Raw genomic sequence first — 16,836 nt, 5'->3', positions numbered from 1 at the left:
GTCGGCGGCCGCTTCTCACCGGCGTCGCCCCTTCGACAACAGCACGATGGGCAACGCGAGGATAACAGTGAGCAGCCAGCCCACGACGACCGCACCCCACAGCCAACCGTCGCCCTCTTCGCTGGGTTCCATGAACATGCCGATGGTGAGCAACAGGGTCAGCCCGCCGATTCCGGCGGTGGCCAGGGCACTGAGCACCATGAGCAGGGTCTCCCACCAGGCGCGCCGGGGGCGGGCCAGGTGGTCGCGGTAGTCGCGTACGGCGCGGGGTTGTGGGATCTGCTGGGGGTCGCGGGGCGGCATGGCGACCTGGCGGTCGGCGGGTACGGCGGTGTCGAGCACGGCCAGTCCGGGCGGGCGCAGTTCGAACAGGGTCGGCTCGACGTGCAGCACGATCGCGTCGTGACCGATGAGTTGGCGGGCGCCGTCGGGCCAGGCGAGCATGGCGGCGCAGTCGGCGTACCGGACGGTCAGCGGGCCGCCGTCACCGAGGTAGCTGATGCCGTCGGGGCCGACGCGGAGTTGGCCGTCGTCGTCGCGGGAGCGGTGGGCGGTGCCGGCGGGGATCGCCTCGGAGGTGGTGGGGGCGGCGACGAAACCGGCCCAGTCGGCACGGGTGCCCTCGGGCACCATCAGCAGGGCCGAGGCGTGTACCTCCTGGGCGACCTGGTGCAGGTCGGCCACGGTGACTGCGGTCAGCGCGGCGCGGTGCTCGTCGAGGCTGAGGTTGGGCTCGCCGGTGAGCAGGTTGAACGCGTACCCGGTCAGTCTGGCGGCATCGGCCTCGGCGGTGGCCAGCAGGTCGATGCGCTTGGCCACGGCGGCGTCGAGGTCGGTCTGTTCGATCCGGCCGACCCGCAGCTTGGCCAGCACGTCGACGAAGCCACCGAGGACGGCGTCCTGTTTCTCCGCCAGCGCGTCGGCGAGGGCGCGCAGGATGGCGTGGCCGTCGCCGCGCGGCTCGTAGCCGCCCGCGATCGTGTAGGAGAGGCCGGCGTCCTGGCGCAGCGCGCGGAACAGTTCGCGTTCCAGCACGTCGGCGAAGAGACCGGCGGCGGGCCCGCGCCGCACCACCGCGTCGAGCACCACGGCCTGGTTGCCGCGCACGAAGTACGCCGGGGTGGCGGGCAGCGCCGACGACGCGGCCGGTACGGGCTGCCGGGTGCCGCTGGGCAGCGTGAGCGTCAGCCCGTCGGGGACCCGGTCACCGGCGATCCAGAGCACCGCGTTCTCGCGGGTGAACCAGCGCGCCGCCCACTGGCGCAGGTCGTCGGCGGTGAGCGCGGCGAGTCCCCACTCGGGGTAGCTGCTCAGCCCGAAGTCACGGGCGCCGTGCCGCCACAGCGGGATGTCGTCGATCGCGGCGCTGCCCCGGCTGCTCCACTCGGTCCGCAGGATGTCCTTCTCCACCTCCAGCCGCCCGGTGGGCAGGTCGGTGAGGTGGGCGCAGACGGCGGTGAGGAAGGTGGCGATGTCCTGCTCGGAGCCCTGCATGTGGAAGGTGGTGAAGACCGGTCCGGTAGCGCCGTTGAAGTGGTAGTCGGCGCGGCCGAGCGGGGCGAGGGCGAGGTGTTCGAGCAGGTGGGTGATGCCGTGCCGGGCCAGGGTCTCGTCGGCGGTGCCGACCCGGAAGGTCAGCCCGGCCCGCATCGGCCCGCCGGTGGGCGCGAGCAGCGTGGGGACCCCGTCGGTGTCCAGGTGCGCGATCACGGGCGGCCGGCCTTCGCGTACGCCTTCGCGCGCAGCCGCTGGAACTCGGTCGCCCCGTCGCCGAGGTAGCCGAACATCGACTCGTCGCCGAAGCCGCCGAGGGCGGCGAACTCGCGCGCCGCCGGGTGCCACTCCTGCATCAGGCAGAACGCGAGGGCGAAGGTGCTGCGTACCCACACCCAACCCCAGCCGTCGCGGTAGTCGGGGTGCCAGATGGAGCGTTCCGCCGCCGCGCGGATCCCGGCGGCCACCGCCGGGTCGCGCAGGAACTCGCTCGCGGCGGAGACCCGGTCATGGTCCAGGGCCTGTTCCAGGTACGCCTCGACGACGAGTACCGCATTGGCGGCGCCGGGTGGCGCGGCCTCGGCGCACTCGTGGGCGAACGCGTGCGTCCTCTCCCAGGTGCCGCTCCACTTGGGGCAGAACTGCTGGAGCAGCGACGCCTGCGCGGGCAGGTGGTGTGGATGGTGGGCGGCCAACCGGTCGTACCGACGGCGGGCCTCGGCCTGCCCCACCTGTAGTCCCCGGCCGCTGGTGACCCGCTGGGTCCAGGCTGCCGCATCCTGTGGGTGGCGGGCGGTGACCTCAATCAGGATCTGCTCGGCCCGGCGCAGGTGGTCGAAGAAGTCGGCGAACTGCTTCCGGCTGACATGCTGGGCCCGGAGGGCGGTGCGGATGCGCCAACCGGCCCGGATCAGGTACGCGCCGAGCATCGCACCCGCCACCGGATCCTCGGGATGCTCGGCGAGCACCCCGCGCAGCACCGGCTCCGCGTCGGGGGCACCGCCGATCTCGCCGACCAGGACGGTCCGGCCGTGCGCGTCCTGGGCGTCGACGAGCGCGCGCAGGGTCGACCAGTCGCCGGCAGCCAGGGCGTGACGACCGGCCGCGAACTGCGGATATGCCGCAGCGACGTCGAAGGTCACCGGCGGGAGGGGTGCGGGCACAGCGAGGATAATAGGTGATCATCTTCGGCTCCGGTGTCCCCGTTTTCGCTGCCCGACGCCGCCGTGCGGGCAGGTCCGGGTCAGCCGGTCTCGGGGTGGGCTCAGGGTGGGCCGGGCTCAGGCGGGGCGGACTCAGGCGGGGCGGGCTCGGGCGGGGCTGGCTCAGGTGGTCCGGGCCCGGATACGACGAACGCCCACCGGGTGCCGGTGGGCGTCGGGACGAGAAGGAAAGCTCCCCCGTTTGGACTCGAACCAAAAACCTGCCGGTTAACAGCCGGCTGCTCTGCCAATTGAGCTACGGGGGACCGTACCGCCGCTCGGTGCGGATCTCTCCGCGCCGCGCGACCGGCACAAGAGTACAGGATTCCGGGGGGTCGTGGGCTAGGGGGTTACCCTTCCGCCGGACAGGTCGCTAACCGGACGCAGGCGGATAAATCGTCATCGCGGCCCAAGGAGGTATGAGCGGAGAGGAGGATGGGTAGATAACTGCCGACGACATGACGTAGGCGCGAGTTTGATCGACCGCCGCCCGGACTTCGGGCACGGAAGACAGTGCGCCAGGTACGAAAGGAGCCGCCATGCGCGGAAAGATCATGTTCCTTGGCGGGCTGGCTGCGGGGTTCGTCCTGGGCGCCCGTGCCGGCCGTGAGAAGTACGAGGAGCTGATGGTCCAGGGCCGCAAGGTCCTCGACCACCCGACGGTCCAGGAGGCGGCCGGGGTCGCGCAGGCCCAGGCCAACCGCCTCTACCAGGAGGGCAAGGACAAGCTCGAGCACTCCAAGCTGGGCGAGAAGCTGCACAGCAACGGCAAGCACGGGCTGACCCCGGCGGACGACACCTACGCCGGCACTCCGGCGACGGCGGGTAGCAAGAGCTCGTCGAGCGCGACCAGCTCGACGTCGGCCACCCCGCGCAGCAAGTCGACCGGCACCAACGGCAGCACGCTCTAGAGCCGTACGCGATCGGGCCCGGCCGCCATCTCGGCGGCCGGGCCCGTCGCTGTGTGCGCTGCCCGCCGGTCGACGCCTGCGTCACGCGGCTCGTGTTCCCGCTCGGCGGTCGACGGAGGCTTCGCGCGCAACGTCCGGCCGTCCTCGGCTGAGCCGAGGGTGGGTAGATTTGTTGTCGCTCTGGCGACAACAAATCTACCCACCACACGATCCGCCCGTCTCCACAGCACCTCCCCGCCGCGCGCCGCCCCCTCGCGTGCCCCTCGTCGTGCCCGGACGGATGCCGGTCGCGCATGATCGGGCGTCACGAGCCAGGACAGGAATGGCGGTCGAAGGCCGAAAGCCAAGGCGGGGCGGGGCTGGGCGGGACAGAGTTGGGCGCGGGGCGAAACAGAGCTGGGCGGGTACGGGACAGAGCGGGCGGGCCGGGGGCGGTTCCGGCCACAGTGCCGAAACACCGTCGTGGAAGACTCCGGAACCGGAGGTGGTGGGGATGGCCCTTCTCCGGCCGGAGAACGCGCAGCAGGCGCGACTGGTCCGGCTGCTGCGCGACGAGGGCCCTCGTTCCCGGGTCGAGCTGGGTGATCTGCTCGGCCTGTCGCGTACCTCTCTCACCACCGAGCTGGATCGCCTCGTCGCCCGTGGCCTGGTCGAGACCGCCGGTCCGGCCGCCTCCCGGGGCGGACGGCGCTCGTCCCTGCTGCGGCTCGCCGCCGGAGTACGGTTCGTCGGCGTGCTCGTCGGGGCCGACCGGATCAGCGTGGCAGTCACCGACGGCGAGTTGAACGTGCTGGCCGAGACCAGCGAGCCGGCCGACGTCCGTCGGGGCCCCGAGCCGGTGATCGGGCGGTGCGTCGAACTCGTCGGCAAGCTCCGCGCCGAGTCGGGGGGTGGCGAACCCACCGGTGTCGGTGTCGCGCTGCCCGGGCCGGTCGACAACGGCGCCTCCATCGCACCGACCGCGCTGCCCGGCTGGCAACGCTTCCCGGTCCGGGACGCCTTCGCGGCCGAGTTGGGCTGCCCGGCGCTGGTCGACAACGACGCGAACGTGCTGGCGCTGGGCGAGCAGCACGCCGGCATCGGGCGCACCTTCGACGACTTCCTCTATCTCAAGCTGGGCACGGCGATCGGCTGCGGGCTGGTGCTCGGCGGCACCCTGTACCGGGGTTCGACCAGCAGCGCCGGCGACATCGCCCACCTGCCGCTGTCCGAGGACGGGCCGACCTGCGCCTGCGGGGAGGTGGGTTGCCTGGAGGCGTACTGCGGCGACGCCGGACTGACCCGGGCCGCGACGGCTGCGGCACGGACCGGTCGCTGCGCGCCGCTGGCCGCGCGGCTGGCCGAGGCCGGCACGTTGACCGTGTCGGACGTCGCCGCCGCCGCGCTCGCCGGGGACCCGACGGCCCAGGCTCTGGTACGCGACGCCGCGCGCCGCCTCGGCCAGGTGCTCGTCGGCCTGGTCAGCTTCTTCAACCCGGGCATCGTGGTGATCGGTGGCGCGCCGGAGGGGCTCGGGCACATCTTGCTCGCCGAGGTACGCGGCGTGGTCTACCGCCGGTCGGCGCCGACGGCCACCGGCACCATGCCGGTGGTCCTGTCCGACCTGGCCGACCGGGCCGGCCTGGTGGGCGCGGCCCGGCTGGCCAGCGAACACGTCTTCGCCGTCGACTGACCGGGATGTGTCGACCGGGGGCCGGACAGTCGGCCCCCGGTCGGCGGGATCGGTTGCTGCTGAGTCGGCGGGATCAGTCCTTGCTGCTGAACGCGGCGTCGAAGGCGGCGGACGGGGCGTCGAAGGCGAGGCGCCGGACGAACTGGAGCGCCTCGGGCGCACCGACCAGCCGGTCCATCCCGGCGTCCTCCCACTCGATCGAGATCGGCCCGTCGTAGCCGATCGCGTTCAGGGCACGGAAACAGTCCTCCCACGGCACGTCGCCGTGCCCGGTGGAGACGAAGTCCCAGCCGCGCCGCAGGTCCGCCCAGGGCAGGTGCGAGGCCAGCCGACCGCGCCGACCGTCGCCGGTGCGTACCTTGGCGTCCTTGCAGTCGACGTGGTAGATCCGGTCGGCGAAGTCGAAGATGAAGTTGACCGGGTCGAGCTCCTGCCAGACGAAGTGCGACGGGTCCCAGTTCAGCCCGAAGGCCGTCCGGTGCCCGATCGCCTCCAGCGTGCGCTTGGTGGTGTAGTAGTCGTACGCGATCTCGCTCGGGTGCACCTCGTGGGCGAAGCGGACCCCGACCTCGTCGAACACGTCCAGGATCGGGTTCCACCGGTCGGCGAAGTCCTGGTAGCCGCGCTCGATCATCGACGGCGGCACGGGCGGGAACATCGCCAGGGTGTGCCAGATCGACGAGCCGGTGAAGCCGACGACGGTGTTGACGCCGAGCTTCGCCGCCGCGCGGGCGGTGTCCTTGATCTCCTCGGCGGCCCGCTGGCGTACGCCTTCGGGTTCGCCGTCGCCCCAGATCCTGGCCGGCAGGATGCCCTGGTGCCGCTCGTCGATCGGGTGGTCGCAGACCGCCTGGCCGACGAGGTGATTGGAGATCGTGAAGACCTGGAGGTTGTGCTTGGCCAGCGTCTCCCGTTTGCGGTCGACGTACGAGTCGTCGGCCAGCGCCTTGTCGACCTCGAAGTGGTCGCCCCAGCAGGCGATCTCCAGCCCGTCGTAGCCCCACTCGGCGGCGAGCCGGCACACCTCGTCGAACGGAAGGTCGGCCCACTGGCCGGTGAACAGCGTGATCGGTCGCGCCATAGTTCTTCTCCCCTGTGCGTGTGGTGGGGATTCCGTACCTGCGTGACCGGGGCGAGGGCGGCCGGACGTGGCGGCCTGCGAGGGCGTGGACCGGTGGGCGCGGTGGCACCTGGGACCGACGGGTTGCGCCTCCCGTCGGTGCACCGGCCACCTCGCGGTCGCCGCCTTCACTCTAGGCGCGCCCCGCGCAGTAGCGGAAGGCGTAACGCGCGTGCGAAAGGTGTAGCGCGCTTGCGGCGGATGTAAGGAAGGGTCCCCTGCTAACGCCTCGTGCATAGCAGGGGACCCCTCCTAACCCGTCAGGGCAGGATCCAGCGCTGGTTGGCGTTGGTGTGACAGGTCCAGAGGTGGACCGCCTGGCCGTCGGCCGAGCTGTTGTTCGACACGTCCAGACACTTACCCGACTGCGGGTTGCGCAGCGTGCCGTTGGACTGTGCGGACCAGTTCTGGGCGCCGGAGCCGTTGCACGTCCAGAGCTGGATCTTCGTGCCGTCGGCCGAGGCGCCGCCGTTGACGTCCAGGCACTTGCCCAGCGCGCGGATGGTGGAGTTCGGGGTGACCGTCCAGGTCTGCGCCGTACTGCCGTTGCAGGTCCAGATCTGGATCTGCGTACCGTCGGCGGTCGCCGCGTTCCGCACGTCCAGGCACTTGCCCGCCAGACCGGTGATCCGTCCGGTGCCGGTGGGCGGCGGGTTCGTACCGCCCAACTCCTTGATCCGGATGTTGCGGAAGAACGCGTCGTCACCCGTACCGTGGTTCTGGATGCCGATGTGGCCGGCGAGCGACCGGACCGGGTCGGTGTTGGTGAAGTCGTTGATCTTCGACCCGTTCAGGAAGACCTGGAGGCGCTCCCCCTCCACCAGCAGCTCGTAGGTGTTCCACTCCCCCGCCGGGTTCAGCGCGGCGTCGCGGGCGGCGAGGTCGGCGGACTTGAATCCGTAGACCGCGCCGGTGGTCCGGTCGGCGGCGTCGGTGGGGTCGATCTGCACCTCGTAGCCGTTGTTGATGGCCGAGTTCGGGTCGCTCGACGGCGGGAAGCCGATGAAGACGCCCGAGTTGTCGTCCCCGGCGAGCCGCCAGTCCAGCTTGAGTGAGTAGTTCGTGAACTGCTTCGCGCTGTACCAGTACAGGCCCATCCCGCCGACCGAGGTCAGCGTGGCGTCCGAGTTGGTGAAGCTGCCCGGCCCGGCCTGGGACCAGCCGGTGGTCGAGCCGTTGTAGAGGGCGGTGTAGCCGGTCTCCGGGCGGCAGTCGGCCTTGGTGCGGGCGGCCGCGTACCGGATGCCGCCGAGCAGGTGCGCCCGGAACGCCGGCTCGGCGTACGAGGCCTGGGTGTGGCCGCCGCCGGTGTAGAAGGACCGTCCGGAGTTGACCGTCTTGCACCAGGCGATCGGGTGGTCGGCACCCATCACCCCACCCGAGTACGTCGACTCGTCCAGGGTGGCCAACACCCGCGCGCCGGAGCGGGCGTTGGTCTGGAAGTCGTACCACTCGTCGGTGCGTACCCAGTTCTGCGGCAGGTGGGCGGTGGCCGCGTGGGCGCGGTTCTCGACGCGTACGGTGGCCTGCTGGATCGCCGGGTGCGAGCGGAAGTACGCGCCGACCAGGTTGCCGTAGAAGGACCAGCCGTACTCGGTGTCGGCGGCGGCGTGCACGCCGACGAATCCGCCGCCTGCGTTGATGTACGACTCGAAGGCGGTCTGCTGGGTCGCGTTGAGCACGTCGCCGGTGGTGTTGAGGAAGACGACCGCCTCGTACTGGGCGAGGTTGCCGGTGGTGAACGCGGCGGCGTCCTCGGTGGCGGTGACGGTGAAGCTGTTCGCCGCGCCCAGGTCGCGGATGGCCTGGGTGCCGACCGCGATGGAGTCGTGCCGGAAACCAGCGGTCTTGGAGAAGACCAGCACGTCGTACGGGGCGTCGGCGGCGCTGGCCGGGGTGGCCGGTGCGGTGCAGGCGAGGACGGCGAGGACGGCGGTGGCCAGGCCGGCGGCGGGTCTTCTGAGGAGTCTGCGCATGTCGCTCTCCCTACGGTTCGTGGTGTGAGGAGGGGACCCCTGCTATACACGAGGCGTTAGCAGGGGACCCCTCCTTCTGTCAGGGCAGGACCCAGCGCTGGTTGGCGTTGGTGTGACAGGTCCAGAGGTGGACCGCCTGGCCGTCGGCCGAGCTGTTGTTCGACACGTCCAGGCACTTACCGGACTGCGGGTTGCGCAGCGTGCCGTTCGACTGCGCGGACCAGTTCTGGGCGGCCGAGCCGTTGCACGTCCAGAGCTGGATCTTCGTGCCGTCGGCCGAGGCACCGCCGTTGACGTCCAGGCACTTGCCCAACGCCCGGATCGTCGAGTTCGGCGTCACCGACCAGATCTGCGCCGCGCTGCCGTTGCAGGTCCAGAGCTGGATCTGCGTACCGTCGGCCGTGGCCGCGTCCCGTACGTCCAGGCACTTGCCCGCCAGACCCGTGATCGGGCCGGTGCCGCCGGTGTTCCCGCTGCCCGTGGTGAAGGTGAACGAGTCCAGGTCGTACAGCGATCCGGTGCCGGTGCCGGCGAACGTGAGGTAGAGCGTGGTGGTGCCGCTCGGCGGGTTGGTGATCGCGCCGCTCACCGTCGTGAACGTCTCCCAACCGCCGGTCACCGGGACGGTGGCCGAGCCGAGCACGGTGCCGGTGGCCGAGCCGACGCGTACCTGGAGGGTGCCGCCGGAGCCGGCCGAGGAGACCCGGGCGCTGAACGACGTCACATTGTTGATCCGGTACGGCTCGAACGCGATCCAGTCGCCGTTGTTGATGTTGCCGACCGTCTTGCCGCCCTCGGCCGGGGCCTTGTCGAAGACCGCGATGCCCGACGAGGTCTTGTAGTGCTCGGCCTGTCGGCTGCGCGGCTGGAGGATGTGCTGGGTGTGGGTGGTGAGCCCGCCGGTGTCGGTGTACTCGGCGTCGAAGATCGCGAAGATGTTCGCCGCGTAGTCGTGTTCACCGTCGACCGGGATGGTGATGGAGCCGGAGCAGCCGGTCTGCGAGGTGATCTGGTGGCCGTGGCTGTCGTGGCCCAGCACGTAGGTCATCCGGACCTTGGTGCAGTCGATCGTGCCGTCCTCCGGGTCGGTGACGGTGATGCTGAACGGCACGGTGTCGCCGAAGGAGAAGAGTGAGCCGTTGACCGGGCCGTTGATGGTGACCGTGGGCGCGGTGTTGCCGACCCGGATCTGCACGCTGGCGTTGCCGGTGGCGCCCTGCGGGTCGCGGACGGTCAGCGTGGCGTTGTACGTGCCGTTGGCGGTGTACGTCTTGCTCGGGTTGGCGGCCGTCGACGTGGTGCCGTCACCGAACGCCCACGAGTAGGTCAACGCCCCACCCTCCGGGTCCGACGACCCGGCCGAGGAGAAGTTCACGGTCAACGGGGCGACCCCGGAGGTCCGGTTCGCCGACGCCACCGCCGTCGGGGCGCGGTTGCCGCCGCCCACGTAGTCGTAGCGGTAGAGCGCCGAGTTGGCGTCGCCGTTGAAGTACCCGGTGCCGTAGTCCAGCACGTAGAGCGCGCCGTCCGGCCCGAAGGCCATGTCCATGACCTGCTTGCCGTTCCACGGGAAGGAGGCGTCGATGGCGCCCACCGAGCCGTCGCTGTTGATGTGGATCGGCTTGATCCAGCCACGCCCGAACTCGCCGGCGAAGAACTGGCCGTCGAAGCTCTGCGGCCACTTGGTGGTCGACGTGGACGCGGCGTTGTAGCGGTAGACCGGGCCGCCGGCGGGTGACTCGGAGCCGCTGCCGAATTCCGGCGGGCTGCCGGCGTCTCCGGCGTACCGGATCCAGGCGGGTTTGGCGGCCGGCAGGGTGGTCAGGCCGGTGTTACGGAACGAGTTGTTGGTCGCCCCGCCGGTGCAGTTGTACTTCGGGCCGGCGGTGCCGTTGGCGAAGTTCCACTCGGCGTACGTCTCGTTGGTGGTGTTGGTGCCGGTGCAGTACGGCCAGCCGTAGAAGCCGGGCGCGGTGATCCGGTTGAACTCGACCTGCCCGCTGGGGCCCCGGCTGCTGGTGGAGCCGGCGTCCGGCCCGTAGTCGCCGACGTAGACGATGCCGGTGGCCTTGTCGACGCTCATCCGGAACGGGTTGCGCAGGCCCATCGCGTAGATCTCGGGGCGGGTGCCGGCCGTACCGGGGGCGAACATGTTGCCGGCCGGGATGGCGTACGTCCCGTCGGCGTTCACCTTGATGCGCAGGATCTTGCCGCGCAGGTCGTTGGTGTTGGCCGCGCTGCGCTGCGCGTCGTACGCCGGGTTGCGGTTGGTCCGTTCGTCGATCGGTGAGTATCCGGCGGAGTCGAACGGGTTGGTGTCGTCGCCGGTGGAGAGGTACAGGTTGCCGGCGGCGTCGAAGTCGATGTCGCCGCCGACGTGGCAGCAGATGCCCCGGTCGGCGGGGACGTCCAGCACGTCGACCTTGCTGGACTGGTTGAGCGTGAAGTCGGCGTTGAGGGTGAACCGGGACAGCCGGTTGACGCCGCGCCAGGCGGAGAAGTCGCTGGCGGTCGCCGGGGCGTCGCCGGACGGGGTGGACAGCGGCGGGGCGTAGTAGAGGAAGACGTGCCGGTTGCTGGCGAAGTTGGGGTCGACGCCGACGCCCTGCAACCCTTCCTCGTCATGGGTGTAGACCGGGACGGTGCCGATCACGGTGGTGGTGCCGGCCGCGTCGGTGCGGCGCAGCGTGCCGTTGCGGGCGGTGTGCAGGACCGAGCGGTCGGGCAGTACCGCGAGGGTCATCGGCTCGCCGACCTCGGCCACGCCCTTGGCGAGGGTGACCTGCTGGAAGTCGGTGGCGACGATGGGGTGGGCCTGGGCGGGGGTGGGGCCGCCGAGGGCGGCCGGCCCGGCACCGAGGGCCACTGTGCCGGCGGTGACGGCCAGCAGCAGCGCCGAGGCGCCGGTGAGCCACCGTGCGGGGTGGCGGTGGTGGTGGGTGGACATGCGAGTCCTGTCCCTTCCTGACGAGTGACTGCCAGGGCGGGGCGCGCGCCGTCGCGCCGGATGCCGTAGCGGGAGGGGTGCGGTGGTGCTGTCGTGGGTTCCCGCGCCGCCGGTTCACCTCGACGAAACAATCCGGTGCTGGCGATGACACTAAACGACATTGGTCGATGTGTCTATATCTTCCGCCGAGTCGGCACTGACTTTCGTCACTTCGATCAAAAGTTGCCGGGGTGGCGGGTCAGTGCCGACGGTCGATCGCCTGTCTGGCCAGCGCGCTCAGCGCCGCGCGGCTCTCCGGCGTCACCGGGACGTGCGCCAGCACGGCCAGCGCCGCTTCGGCGCGTCGCCGGATCATCCGCTCGATCTCGTCCCGGGCACCGGTGCTCTCGATGATCTTGCGCAGCTCGGCGGCACCGTCACCGTCCAGGTCCGGGTTGCCGAACAGCTCACGCAACCGGGTGCTCTGCGACCGGTCGGCGGCGGCGCGGGCGAGGGCCATCATCACCGTCGGCTTGCCCTCGCGCAGGTCGTCCAGCACGGACTTGCCGGTGACCGCCGGGTCGCCGAACACCCCGAGCACGTCGTCGCGGAGCTGGAAGGCGTCCCCCAACGGGTCGCCGAACTCGACCAGCGCGGTGACCAGTTCGGGTGGCGCGCCGGCCAGGGTGGCGCCGATCTGCAAGGGCCGGGTCACCGTGTAGCGGGCCGCCTTCATCCGGATCACCGTGAGCGCGCTGGCCACCGACCCGTCGCCGACTCCGGACACCAGGTCGAGGTACTCCCCCGCGATCACCTCGGTCCGCATCAACGCGAAGACGCCGTACCCCCGGTGCACCGCCTCGGCGGTCAGCCCGCACTCGTGGAACATCTGGTCCGACCAGGCCGCGCAGAGGTCGCCGCAGAGCAGGGCGGTGTTGCGCCCGTACGCCTCGGGGTCGCCCCGCCACGACGAGCGGGCGTGCAGGTCGGCGAAGATCCGGTGCACCGAGGGCTCACCCCGGCGGCGGTCGCTGCCGTCCAGGATGTCGTCGTGGATCAGCGCGAACGCGTGGAACAGCTCCAACGCCGCGGCGGCGGTCACGATCGGGGTGCCGTCCGGGCCACCGGCGCCCCGCCAGCCCCAGTAGCAGAACAGCGGACGCAGCCGCTTCCCGCCGGCCAGCACGAACCGGTGCAGCGTGGTGAAGACACCCCGGGGCGCGCCGTCCGGCCAGTCCGGGTCCTGCCGGTCGAGGAACGCGGTCAGCTCGGCGTCGAACCTGGCTCGTAACGCGCCCGCGTCGGCGGACGGCACCGTGACGGTCACCGCACCGGGAGCCCGGCCAGGTGCAGCAGCAGCCCCTTCACCTCCGTGGCAGCGATCCGGTCCCGCGCCGCCGACCCGTCCGAGCAGAGCAGCACCGGCCCGTCGGCGGGGTCGGCGGGCAGCCGGCCGTGCGAACCACGCACCGCGGCGGCCCCGGCGTCCAGGCCGACCACGCTCATCAGGTACCGCATGCCGAGCTTCTTGCGCGCCAGGGCCACCGCGGCCCGTCGCTTCGCCGCACCGGGGGCGGCCGGGTCGAAAAACAGCTCCGCCGGGTCGTACCCGGGTTTGCGGTGGATCTCGACCAGTCGGGCGAAGTCCGGCGCGCGGGCGTCGTCGTGCCAGTAGTAGTAGGTGAACCAGGCGTCCGGCTCGGCAACCAGCACCAGTTCACCGGCGCGCGGATGATCCAGCCCGTACGCCGCCTTGCCGTCGGCGTCGAGCACCTCGGCCACTCCCGGCAGCCCGGCGCAGAGCTTCGCCACCGCCGGCACGTCCGCCGGGTCCCGCACGTACACGTGGGCCACCTGGTGGTCGGCGACCGCGAAGGCCCGCGACGTCCACGGGTCCAGGTACTCCATCCCGGCCTGCGTGTAGACCCGCAACAGCCCGTCGGCCCGCAACAGCCGGTTGACGTCGACCGGCCGGGACACGTCGGTGATGCCGTACTCCGAGAGCACCACCACGGTCGCCTCGCGGTCGCGCGCGGCGTCCAGCAGCGGCCCGAGTACGCCGTCCAACTCGGCCGCCGCCGCGGCGGCCCGGGGCGAGGAGGGGCCGAAGCGTTGCAGGTCGTAGTCGAGATGCGGGACGTAGACCAGGGTCAGGTCCGGTGCCTCTTCCTCGACGATCTGCTGGGCGGCCCGGCAGATCCACCGCGACGACGGCAGCCCGGCGCCCGGCCCCCAGTAGGTGAACAGCGGGAACGTGCCCAGCCGCGCGGTGAGTCGGTCGTGCAGCTCGGGCGGGTCGGTGTAGCAGTCCGGTTCCTTGCGGCCGTCGGCGTAGTAGACCGGCCGGGGCGTGACCGTCCAGTTCACGTCCGCGCCCATCGCGTACCACCAGCAGACGTTCGCCACGGTGTAGCCGGGCTCGGCCCGCCGGGCCGCCTGCCACAGCTTCTCCCCGCCGACCAGCGCGTGGTGCTGCCGCCACAGCAGCACCTCACCGAGGTCCCGGAAGTACCACCCGTTGCCGACGATCCCGTGCTCGGTGGGAAGCGCCCCGGTGAGGAACGTCGACTGTGCCGAGCAGGTCACCGCCGGCAGCACCGTACCCAGCTCGGCCTGGAAACCGGCGTCGGCGACCGCCCGCAGCCGGGGCATGTGCGCCAGCAGCCGGGGGGTCAGTCCCACCACGTCCAGCACCACCAGGGGTCGGCTCACGACGGTCCTCCAGGGTCGGTCACGGCGTCACCACCGCTTCGGTCGGGGTCAGCCCGAGGGTGACCAGTTCGTCGCGGGTGAAGGCCAGTTCGGCGGCGATCCCGGCGGCCAGCTCCGCGTCGGTGCGCGGGCGCCGCCGGACCGGCAGCACCCCCCAGGTGTACGTCTCGACGTCGAGGTGGTCGCAGCCCGCGTCGTCGCCGCCGAGCAGGACGGCCAGCGCGTCGCGCAGCACCGGCAGCGTCGAGCCCAGCGGCGGCTCGGGCGGGGCGTGCAGCGGCACGTGGTAGTGCACCCGCCACGGGCCGGGTAGTGCCGCGTCGAGCGCCGCGTCCAGGTCGTCGGCCGCCCAGGCCGGGTCGGCGGGGTCGCCCGCCGCCGACGACGAGGCCGGGCCGCTCGACCGGCCGTCGGTGGCGGTGGCGCAGCTCGCGGCACGGGTCTGGTGCAGGAAGCGCGGCTCGACCCAGCGGCGCAGCGCATCGGCGTCGCCGACCGGGTCGGCCGCCTCCAGCGCGGCGGAGACCTGCACCTTCACCACCGGCAGCCCGGCGGCGGCCAACCGGTCGAGGGCGGCGACCGGCTCCTCCCAGGCACAGGCGAGGTGGGCGAGGTCCAGGCAGATACCGAGCCGCTCGGTGTCCATGCCGGACAGCGCGGTGGCCGCCTGCGCGCTGCTCTCCACGACACAGCCGGGCTCCGGCTCGAAGCCGACGCGCACCGTCCGGCCGGTCTCCCGCTCCACTGCGGCGAGCCCGGCGGCGAGCTGGTCCAGCCGCTGCCGGGCCGCGTCCGCACGGGCGGTGTCCCACGGGGTACGCCAGGCCAGCGGCAGGGTCGAGACGGAGCCCCGCACGGCATCGTCGGGCAGCAGGTCGGCCAGCACCCGGGCCAGGTCCAGGGTGTACCGGAGCCGCCGCGCGTCGGTCCAGTCCGGCAGGTACACCGCTCCCTTGACCACGGGTGCCTGGAAGGCCGCGTACGGGAAACCGTTGAGGGTGACCACCTCCAGCCCGCGTACGGTCAGCTCGGTGCGCAACCGGCGACGGGCGTCCGGGTCGGCGGCCAGTTCGGCGGCGACCGGGGCGGCCAGCCACAGCCCGAGGCCGAGCAGGTCGCTGCCGAGCGTCTCCCGGACCGGCACCGCGTAGCGGTCGAGCTGGGCGACGATGCCAGCGAGGTCCTCGGCGGCGTGCACGTTGGTGCAGTACCCGAGGTGCACGGTGCGCCCGCCGGGATGACGTAGCCGCATCAGCCACCGCCACGCAGGATCGAGTTGCCGGCGAAGGTCGGCTCGGCGTCGGCGTCGGTCAGGTCGAGCCGCCCCGACTGGCCGTAGAACTCCACCGGGTTGCGCCACAGCACCAGGTCCACGTCGTCGTCGGTGAACCCGGCCGCCAGCATCGCCTCGCCGGTGGCCCGGGTCAGCAGCGGATCCGAGCGCCCCCAGTCGGCGGCCGAGTTGACCAGCACCCGCTCGGTCCCGTACGCCTTGAGCAGCTCGACCATCCGGGGCGGCGACATCTTGGTGTCGGGATAGATGGAGAACCCGAGCCAGCAGTCGCTGTCCCGCACGGCACGTACGGTCACCTCGTTGAGGTGGTCGACCACCACCCGCCCGGCCCCGATCCCCGACTCGGTGACCACCGCGAGGGTGCGCTCGACGCCCCGGGCCTTGTCCCGGTGCGGGGTGTGCACCAGCGCCGGCAGCCCGTGCTCCACCGCCAGCGCGAGCTGGACGGCGAACACCTCGTCCTCCTCCGGCGTCATCGAGTCGTACCCGATCTCGCCGACCGCCACCACGCCGTCCTTCTCCAGGTAGCGCGGCAGCACGTCGAGCACCGCCCGGCAGCGCGGGTCGTTGGCCTCCTTCGGGTTCAGCGCGATCGTGGCGTGGTGGCGTACGCCGAACTGCCCGGCCCGGAACGGCTCCCAACCGACCAGCGAGTCGAAGTAGTCGGTGAACGAGCCGACGCTGGTCCGTGGCTGGCCGAGCCAGAACGCCGGCTCGACCACCGCCCGGACCCCTGCGGCGGCCATCCGCTCGTAGTCGTCGGTGGTGCGGGACGTCATGTGGATGTGCGGGTCGAAGATCCGCATCACACCTCCCTGTGGTGGGTGGTCAGCCGGTCCAGCAACGCGACGGCGTCGGCGGGCATCTCCCGCCCGGCGGCCCGCCGCTCGTCGGCCAGCCCGCCGAGCATCTGCGCCAGTTCCCCGTCGGCGCGGGCGTCGAGGTCGGCCACCACGGCCAGCGGTACGCCGGTGAAGACGCACTTGAGCACCGCCTGCCGCCAGGCCGGCTGGTCGAGGTGACGGGAGTACGGGCCGAGGGCGGCGGCGACCAGCCGGGTGTCGTTGGTGCGGATCGCGTCGTGCAGCAGCGGTACCCCGGCCGTACCGATCGGCAGCAGCGGCAACGCCTTGAGCACCGCCCGCTTCTCGGCCGCGTCCCCGGTTCGGTACAACGTCTCGACGTGCCCGGCGAGCCCGGCGTGTGCGGTCGGCAGGGCGGTCAGCAACAGCGCCCGGGCCGCCTCGTCGGCGGTCCAGCCGGGCAGGTCGGGCAGCTCGGCCCGACCACAGTGCCGACCGGCGGCGGGAAAGAGCCGCGCGATCGCGGCCGGCTCGGCCGCGACGCGCCGCAGCGCCATCGCCAGCCACTCCGGGTCGGGTACGCCCCGCAGGGCCGCCCGCAGTTCGTCCGGTGTCATCGCCGTCCGCACCCCTTCCGCTACCGCCGTCCGCGCCCGTGCTCCGCTGCCGTCCGCTTCACGTGCCCTGCCATCCGGCCTCTCCGGTGCCCTGCCGTCCGGCACTTCC

General features: G+C 72.0%; 12 protein-coding genes and 1 tRNA gene. 2 read left to right on the top strand and 11 right to left on the bottom strand.

The window, feature by feature from the left end:
- Positions 1–15 precede the first annotated feature (15 nt).
- The 3 genes from ACZ31C_RS19950 to ACZ31C_RS19940 form a co-directional block, all read right to left on the bottom strand.
- Positions 16–1,710 (bottom strand): M16 family metallopeptidase, encoded by a 1,695-nt coding sequence (locus ACZ31C_RS19950; protein ID WP_465796576.1) that lies wholly within the window; start codon positions 1,708–1,710, stop codon positions 16–18.
- Positions 1,707–2,657: a hypothetical protein gene (locus tag ACZ31C_RS19945; protein ID WP_465796575.1), complete on the bottom strand. Its 951-nt coding sequence runs from the start codon at positions 2,655–2,657 to the stop codon at positions 1,707–1,709. The genes ACZ31C_RS19950 and ACZ31C_RS19945 overlap by 4 nt, the downstream gene beginning before the upstream one ends.
- Positions 2,658–2,889: 232 nt before the next feature.
- Positions 2,890–2,962: transfer RNA gene (locus tag ACZ31C_RS19940), tRNA-Asn, on the bottom strand.
- A gap of 273 nt (positions 2,963–3,235) precedes the next feature.
- Between ACZ31C_RS19940 and ACZ31C_RS19935 the strand changes: the two genes are divergently transcribed.
- Both ACZ31C_RS19935 and ACZ31C_RS19930 read left to right on the top strand, forming a co-directional pair.
- Positions 3,236–3,607, top strand: coding sequence for a hypothetical protein (locus ACZ31C_RS19935; RefSeq protein ID WP_396750480.1), 372 nt, complete (start codon positions 3,236–3,238; stop codon positions 3,605–3,607).
- 493 nt (positions 3,608–4,100) lie between these two features.
- Entirely contained in the window at positions 4,101–5,279 is a 1,179-nt protein-coding gene (locus ACZ31C_RS19930; RefSeq protein WP_465796574.1) for an ROK family transcriptional regulator, read from the top strand.
- Between the two features lie 73 nt (positions 5,280–5,352).
- Here the strand turns inward: ACZ31C_RS19930 and ACZ31C_RS19925 are convergent, their stop codons facing one another.
- The 8 genes from ACZ31C_RS19925 to ACZ31C_RS19890 form a co-directional block, all read right to left on the bottom strand.
- Complete coding sequence (locus ACZ31C_RS19925) at positions 5,353–6,360, bottom strand: sugar phosphate isomerase/epimerase family protein (RefSeq protein WP_350698333.1); 1,008 nt, start codon at positions 6,358–6,360, stop codon at positions 5,353–5,355.
- A gap of 299 nt (positions 6,361–6,659) precedes the next feature.
- Entirely contained in the window at positions 6,660–8,375 is a 1,716-nt protein-coding gene (locus ACZ31C_RS19920) for a ThuA domain-containing protein (protein WP_465796573.1), read from the bottom strand.
- Between the two features lie 79 nt (positions 8,376–8,454).
- Positions 8,455–11,322: a PQQ-dependent sugar dehydrogenase gene (locus ACZ31C_RS19915; protein ID WP_465796572.1), complete on the bottom strand. Its 2,868-nt coding sequence runs from the start codon at positions 11,320–11,322 to the stop codon at positions 8,455–8,457.
- Between the two features lie 238 nt (positions 11,323–11,560).
- Positions 11,561–12,628 carry a polyprenyl synthetase family protein gene (locus ACZ31C_RS19910; protein WP_396750490.1) on the bottom strand — a complete coding sequence of 356 codons (1,068 nt, stop codon included), beginning with the start codon at positions 12,626–12,628 and terminating at the stop codon, positions 11,561–11,563.
- A complete protein-coding gene (locus tag ACZ31C_RS19905; RefSeq protein ID WP_465796571.1) occupies positions 12,625–14,013 on the bottom strand; it encodes an alkaline phosphatase family protein in 1,389 nt (462 codons plus the stop codon). Before ACZ31C_RS19905 ends, ACZ31C_RS19910 begins: the two co-directional genes overlap by 4 nt.
- 19 nt (positions 14,014–14,032) lie before the next feature.
- Positions 14,033–15,265, bottom strand: coding sequence for a metabolite traffic protein EboE (gene eboE, locus ACZ31C_RS19900; RefSeq protein ID WP_465796570.1), 1,233 nt, complete (start codon positions 15,263–15,265; stop codon positions 14,033–14,035).
- Positions 15,265–16,113, bottom strand: coding sequence for a TatD family hydrolase (locus tag ACZ31C_RS19895; RefSeq protein WP_465796569.1), 849 nt, complete (start codon positions 16,111–16,113; stop codon positions 15,265–15,267). The genes eboE and ACZ31C_RS19895 overlap by 1 nt, the downstream gene beginning before the upstream one ends.
- Complete coding sequence (locus ACZ31C_RS19890; RefSeq protein WP_465796568.1) at positions 16,113–16,727, bottom strand: EboA domain-containing protein; 615 nt, start codon at positions 16,725–16,727, stop codon at positions 16,113–16,115. Before ACZ31C_RS19890 ends, ACZ31C_RS19895 begins: the two co-directional genes overlap by 1 nt.
- Positions 16,728–16,836: the final 109 nt, after the last annotated feature.

It is taken from the genome of Micromonospora sp. NPDC023869, from assembly GCF_055559695.1.
The sequence above is the reverse complement of the archived record's forward strand: the minus strand, read 5'-3'. Positions and strand labels throughout refer to the sequence as shown.

Coding starts and splice junctions, on each gene's coding strand:
- ACZ31C_RS19935 (WP_396750480.1), top strand. CDS start 3,236: ATGCGCGGAAAGATCATGTTCCTTGGCGGGCTGGCTGCGGGGTTCGTC.
- ACZ31C_RS19930 (WP_465796574.1), top strand. CDS start 4,101: ATGGCCCTTCTCCGGCCGGAGAACGCGCAGCAGGCGCGACTGGTCCGG.
- ACZ31C_RS19925 (WP_350698333.1), bottom strand. CDS start 6,360: ATGGCGCGACCGATCACGCTGTTCACCGGCCAGTGGGCCGACCTTCCG.
- ACZ31C_RS19920 (WP_465796573.1), bottom strand. CDS start 8,375: ATGCGCAGACTCCTCAGAAGACCCGCCGCCGGCCTGGCCACCGCCGTC.
- ACZ31C_RS19915 (WP_465796572.1), bottom strand. CDS start 11,322: ATGTCCACCCACCACCACCGCCACCCCGCACGGTGGCTCACCGGCGCC.
- eboE (WP_465796570.1), bottom strand. CDS start 15,265: ATGCGGCTACGTCATCCCGGCGGGCGCACCGTGCACCTCGGGTACTGC.
- ACZ31C_RS19895 (WP_465796569.1), bottom strand. CDS start 16,113: ATGCGGATCTTCGACCCGCACATCCACATGACGTCCCGCACCACCGAC.
- ACZ31C_RS19890 (WP_465796568.1), bottom strand. CDS start 16,727: ATGACACCGGACGAACTGCGGGCGGCCCTGCGGGGCGTACCCGACCCG.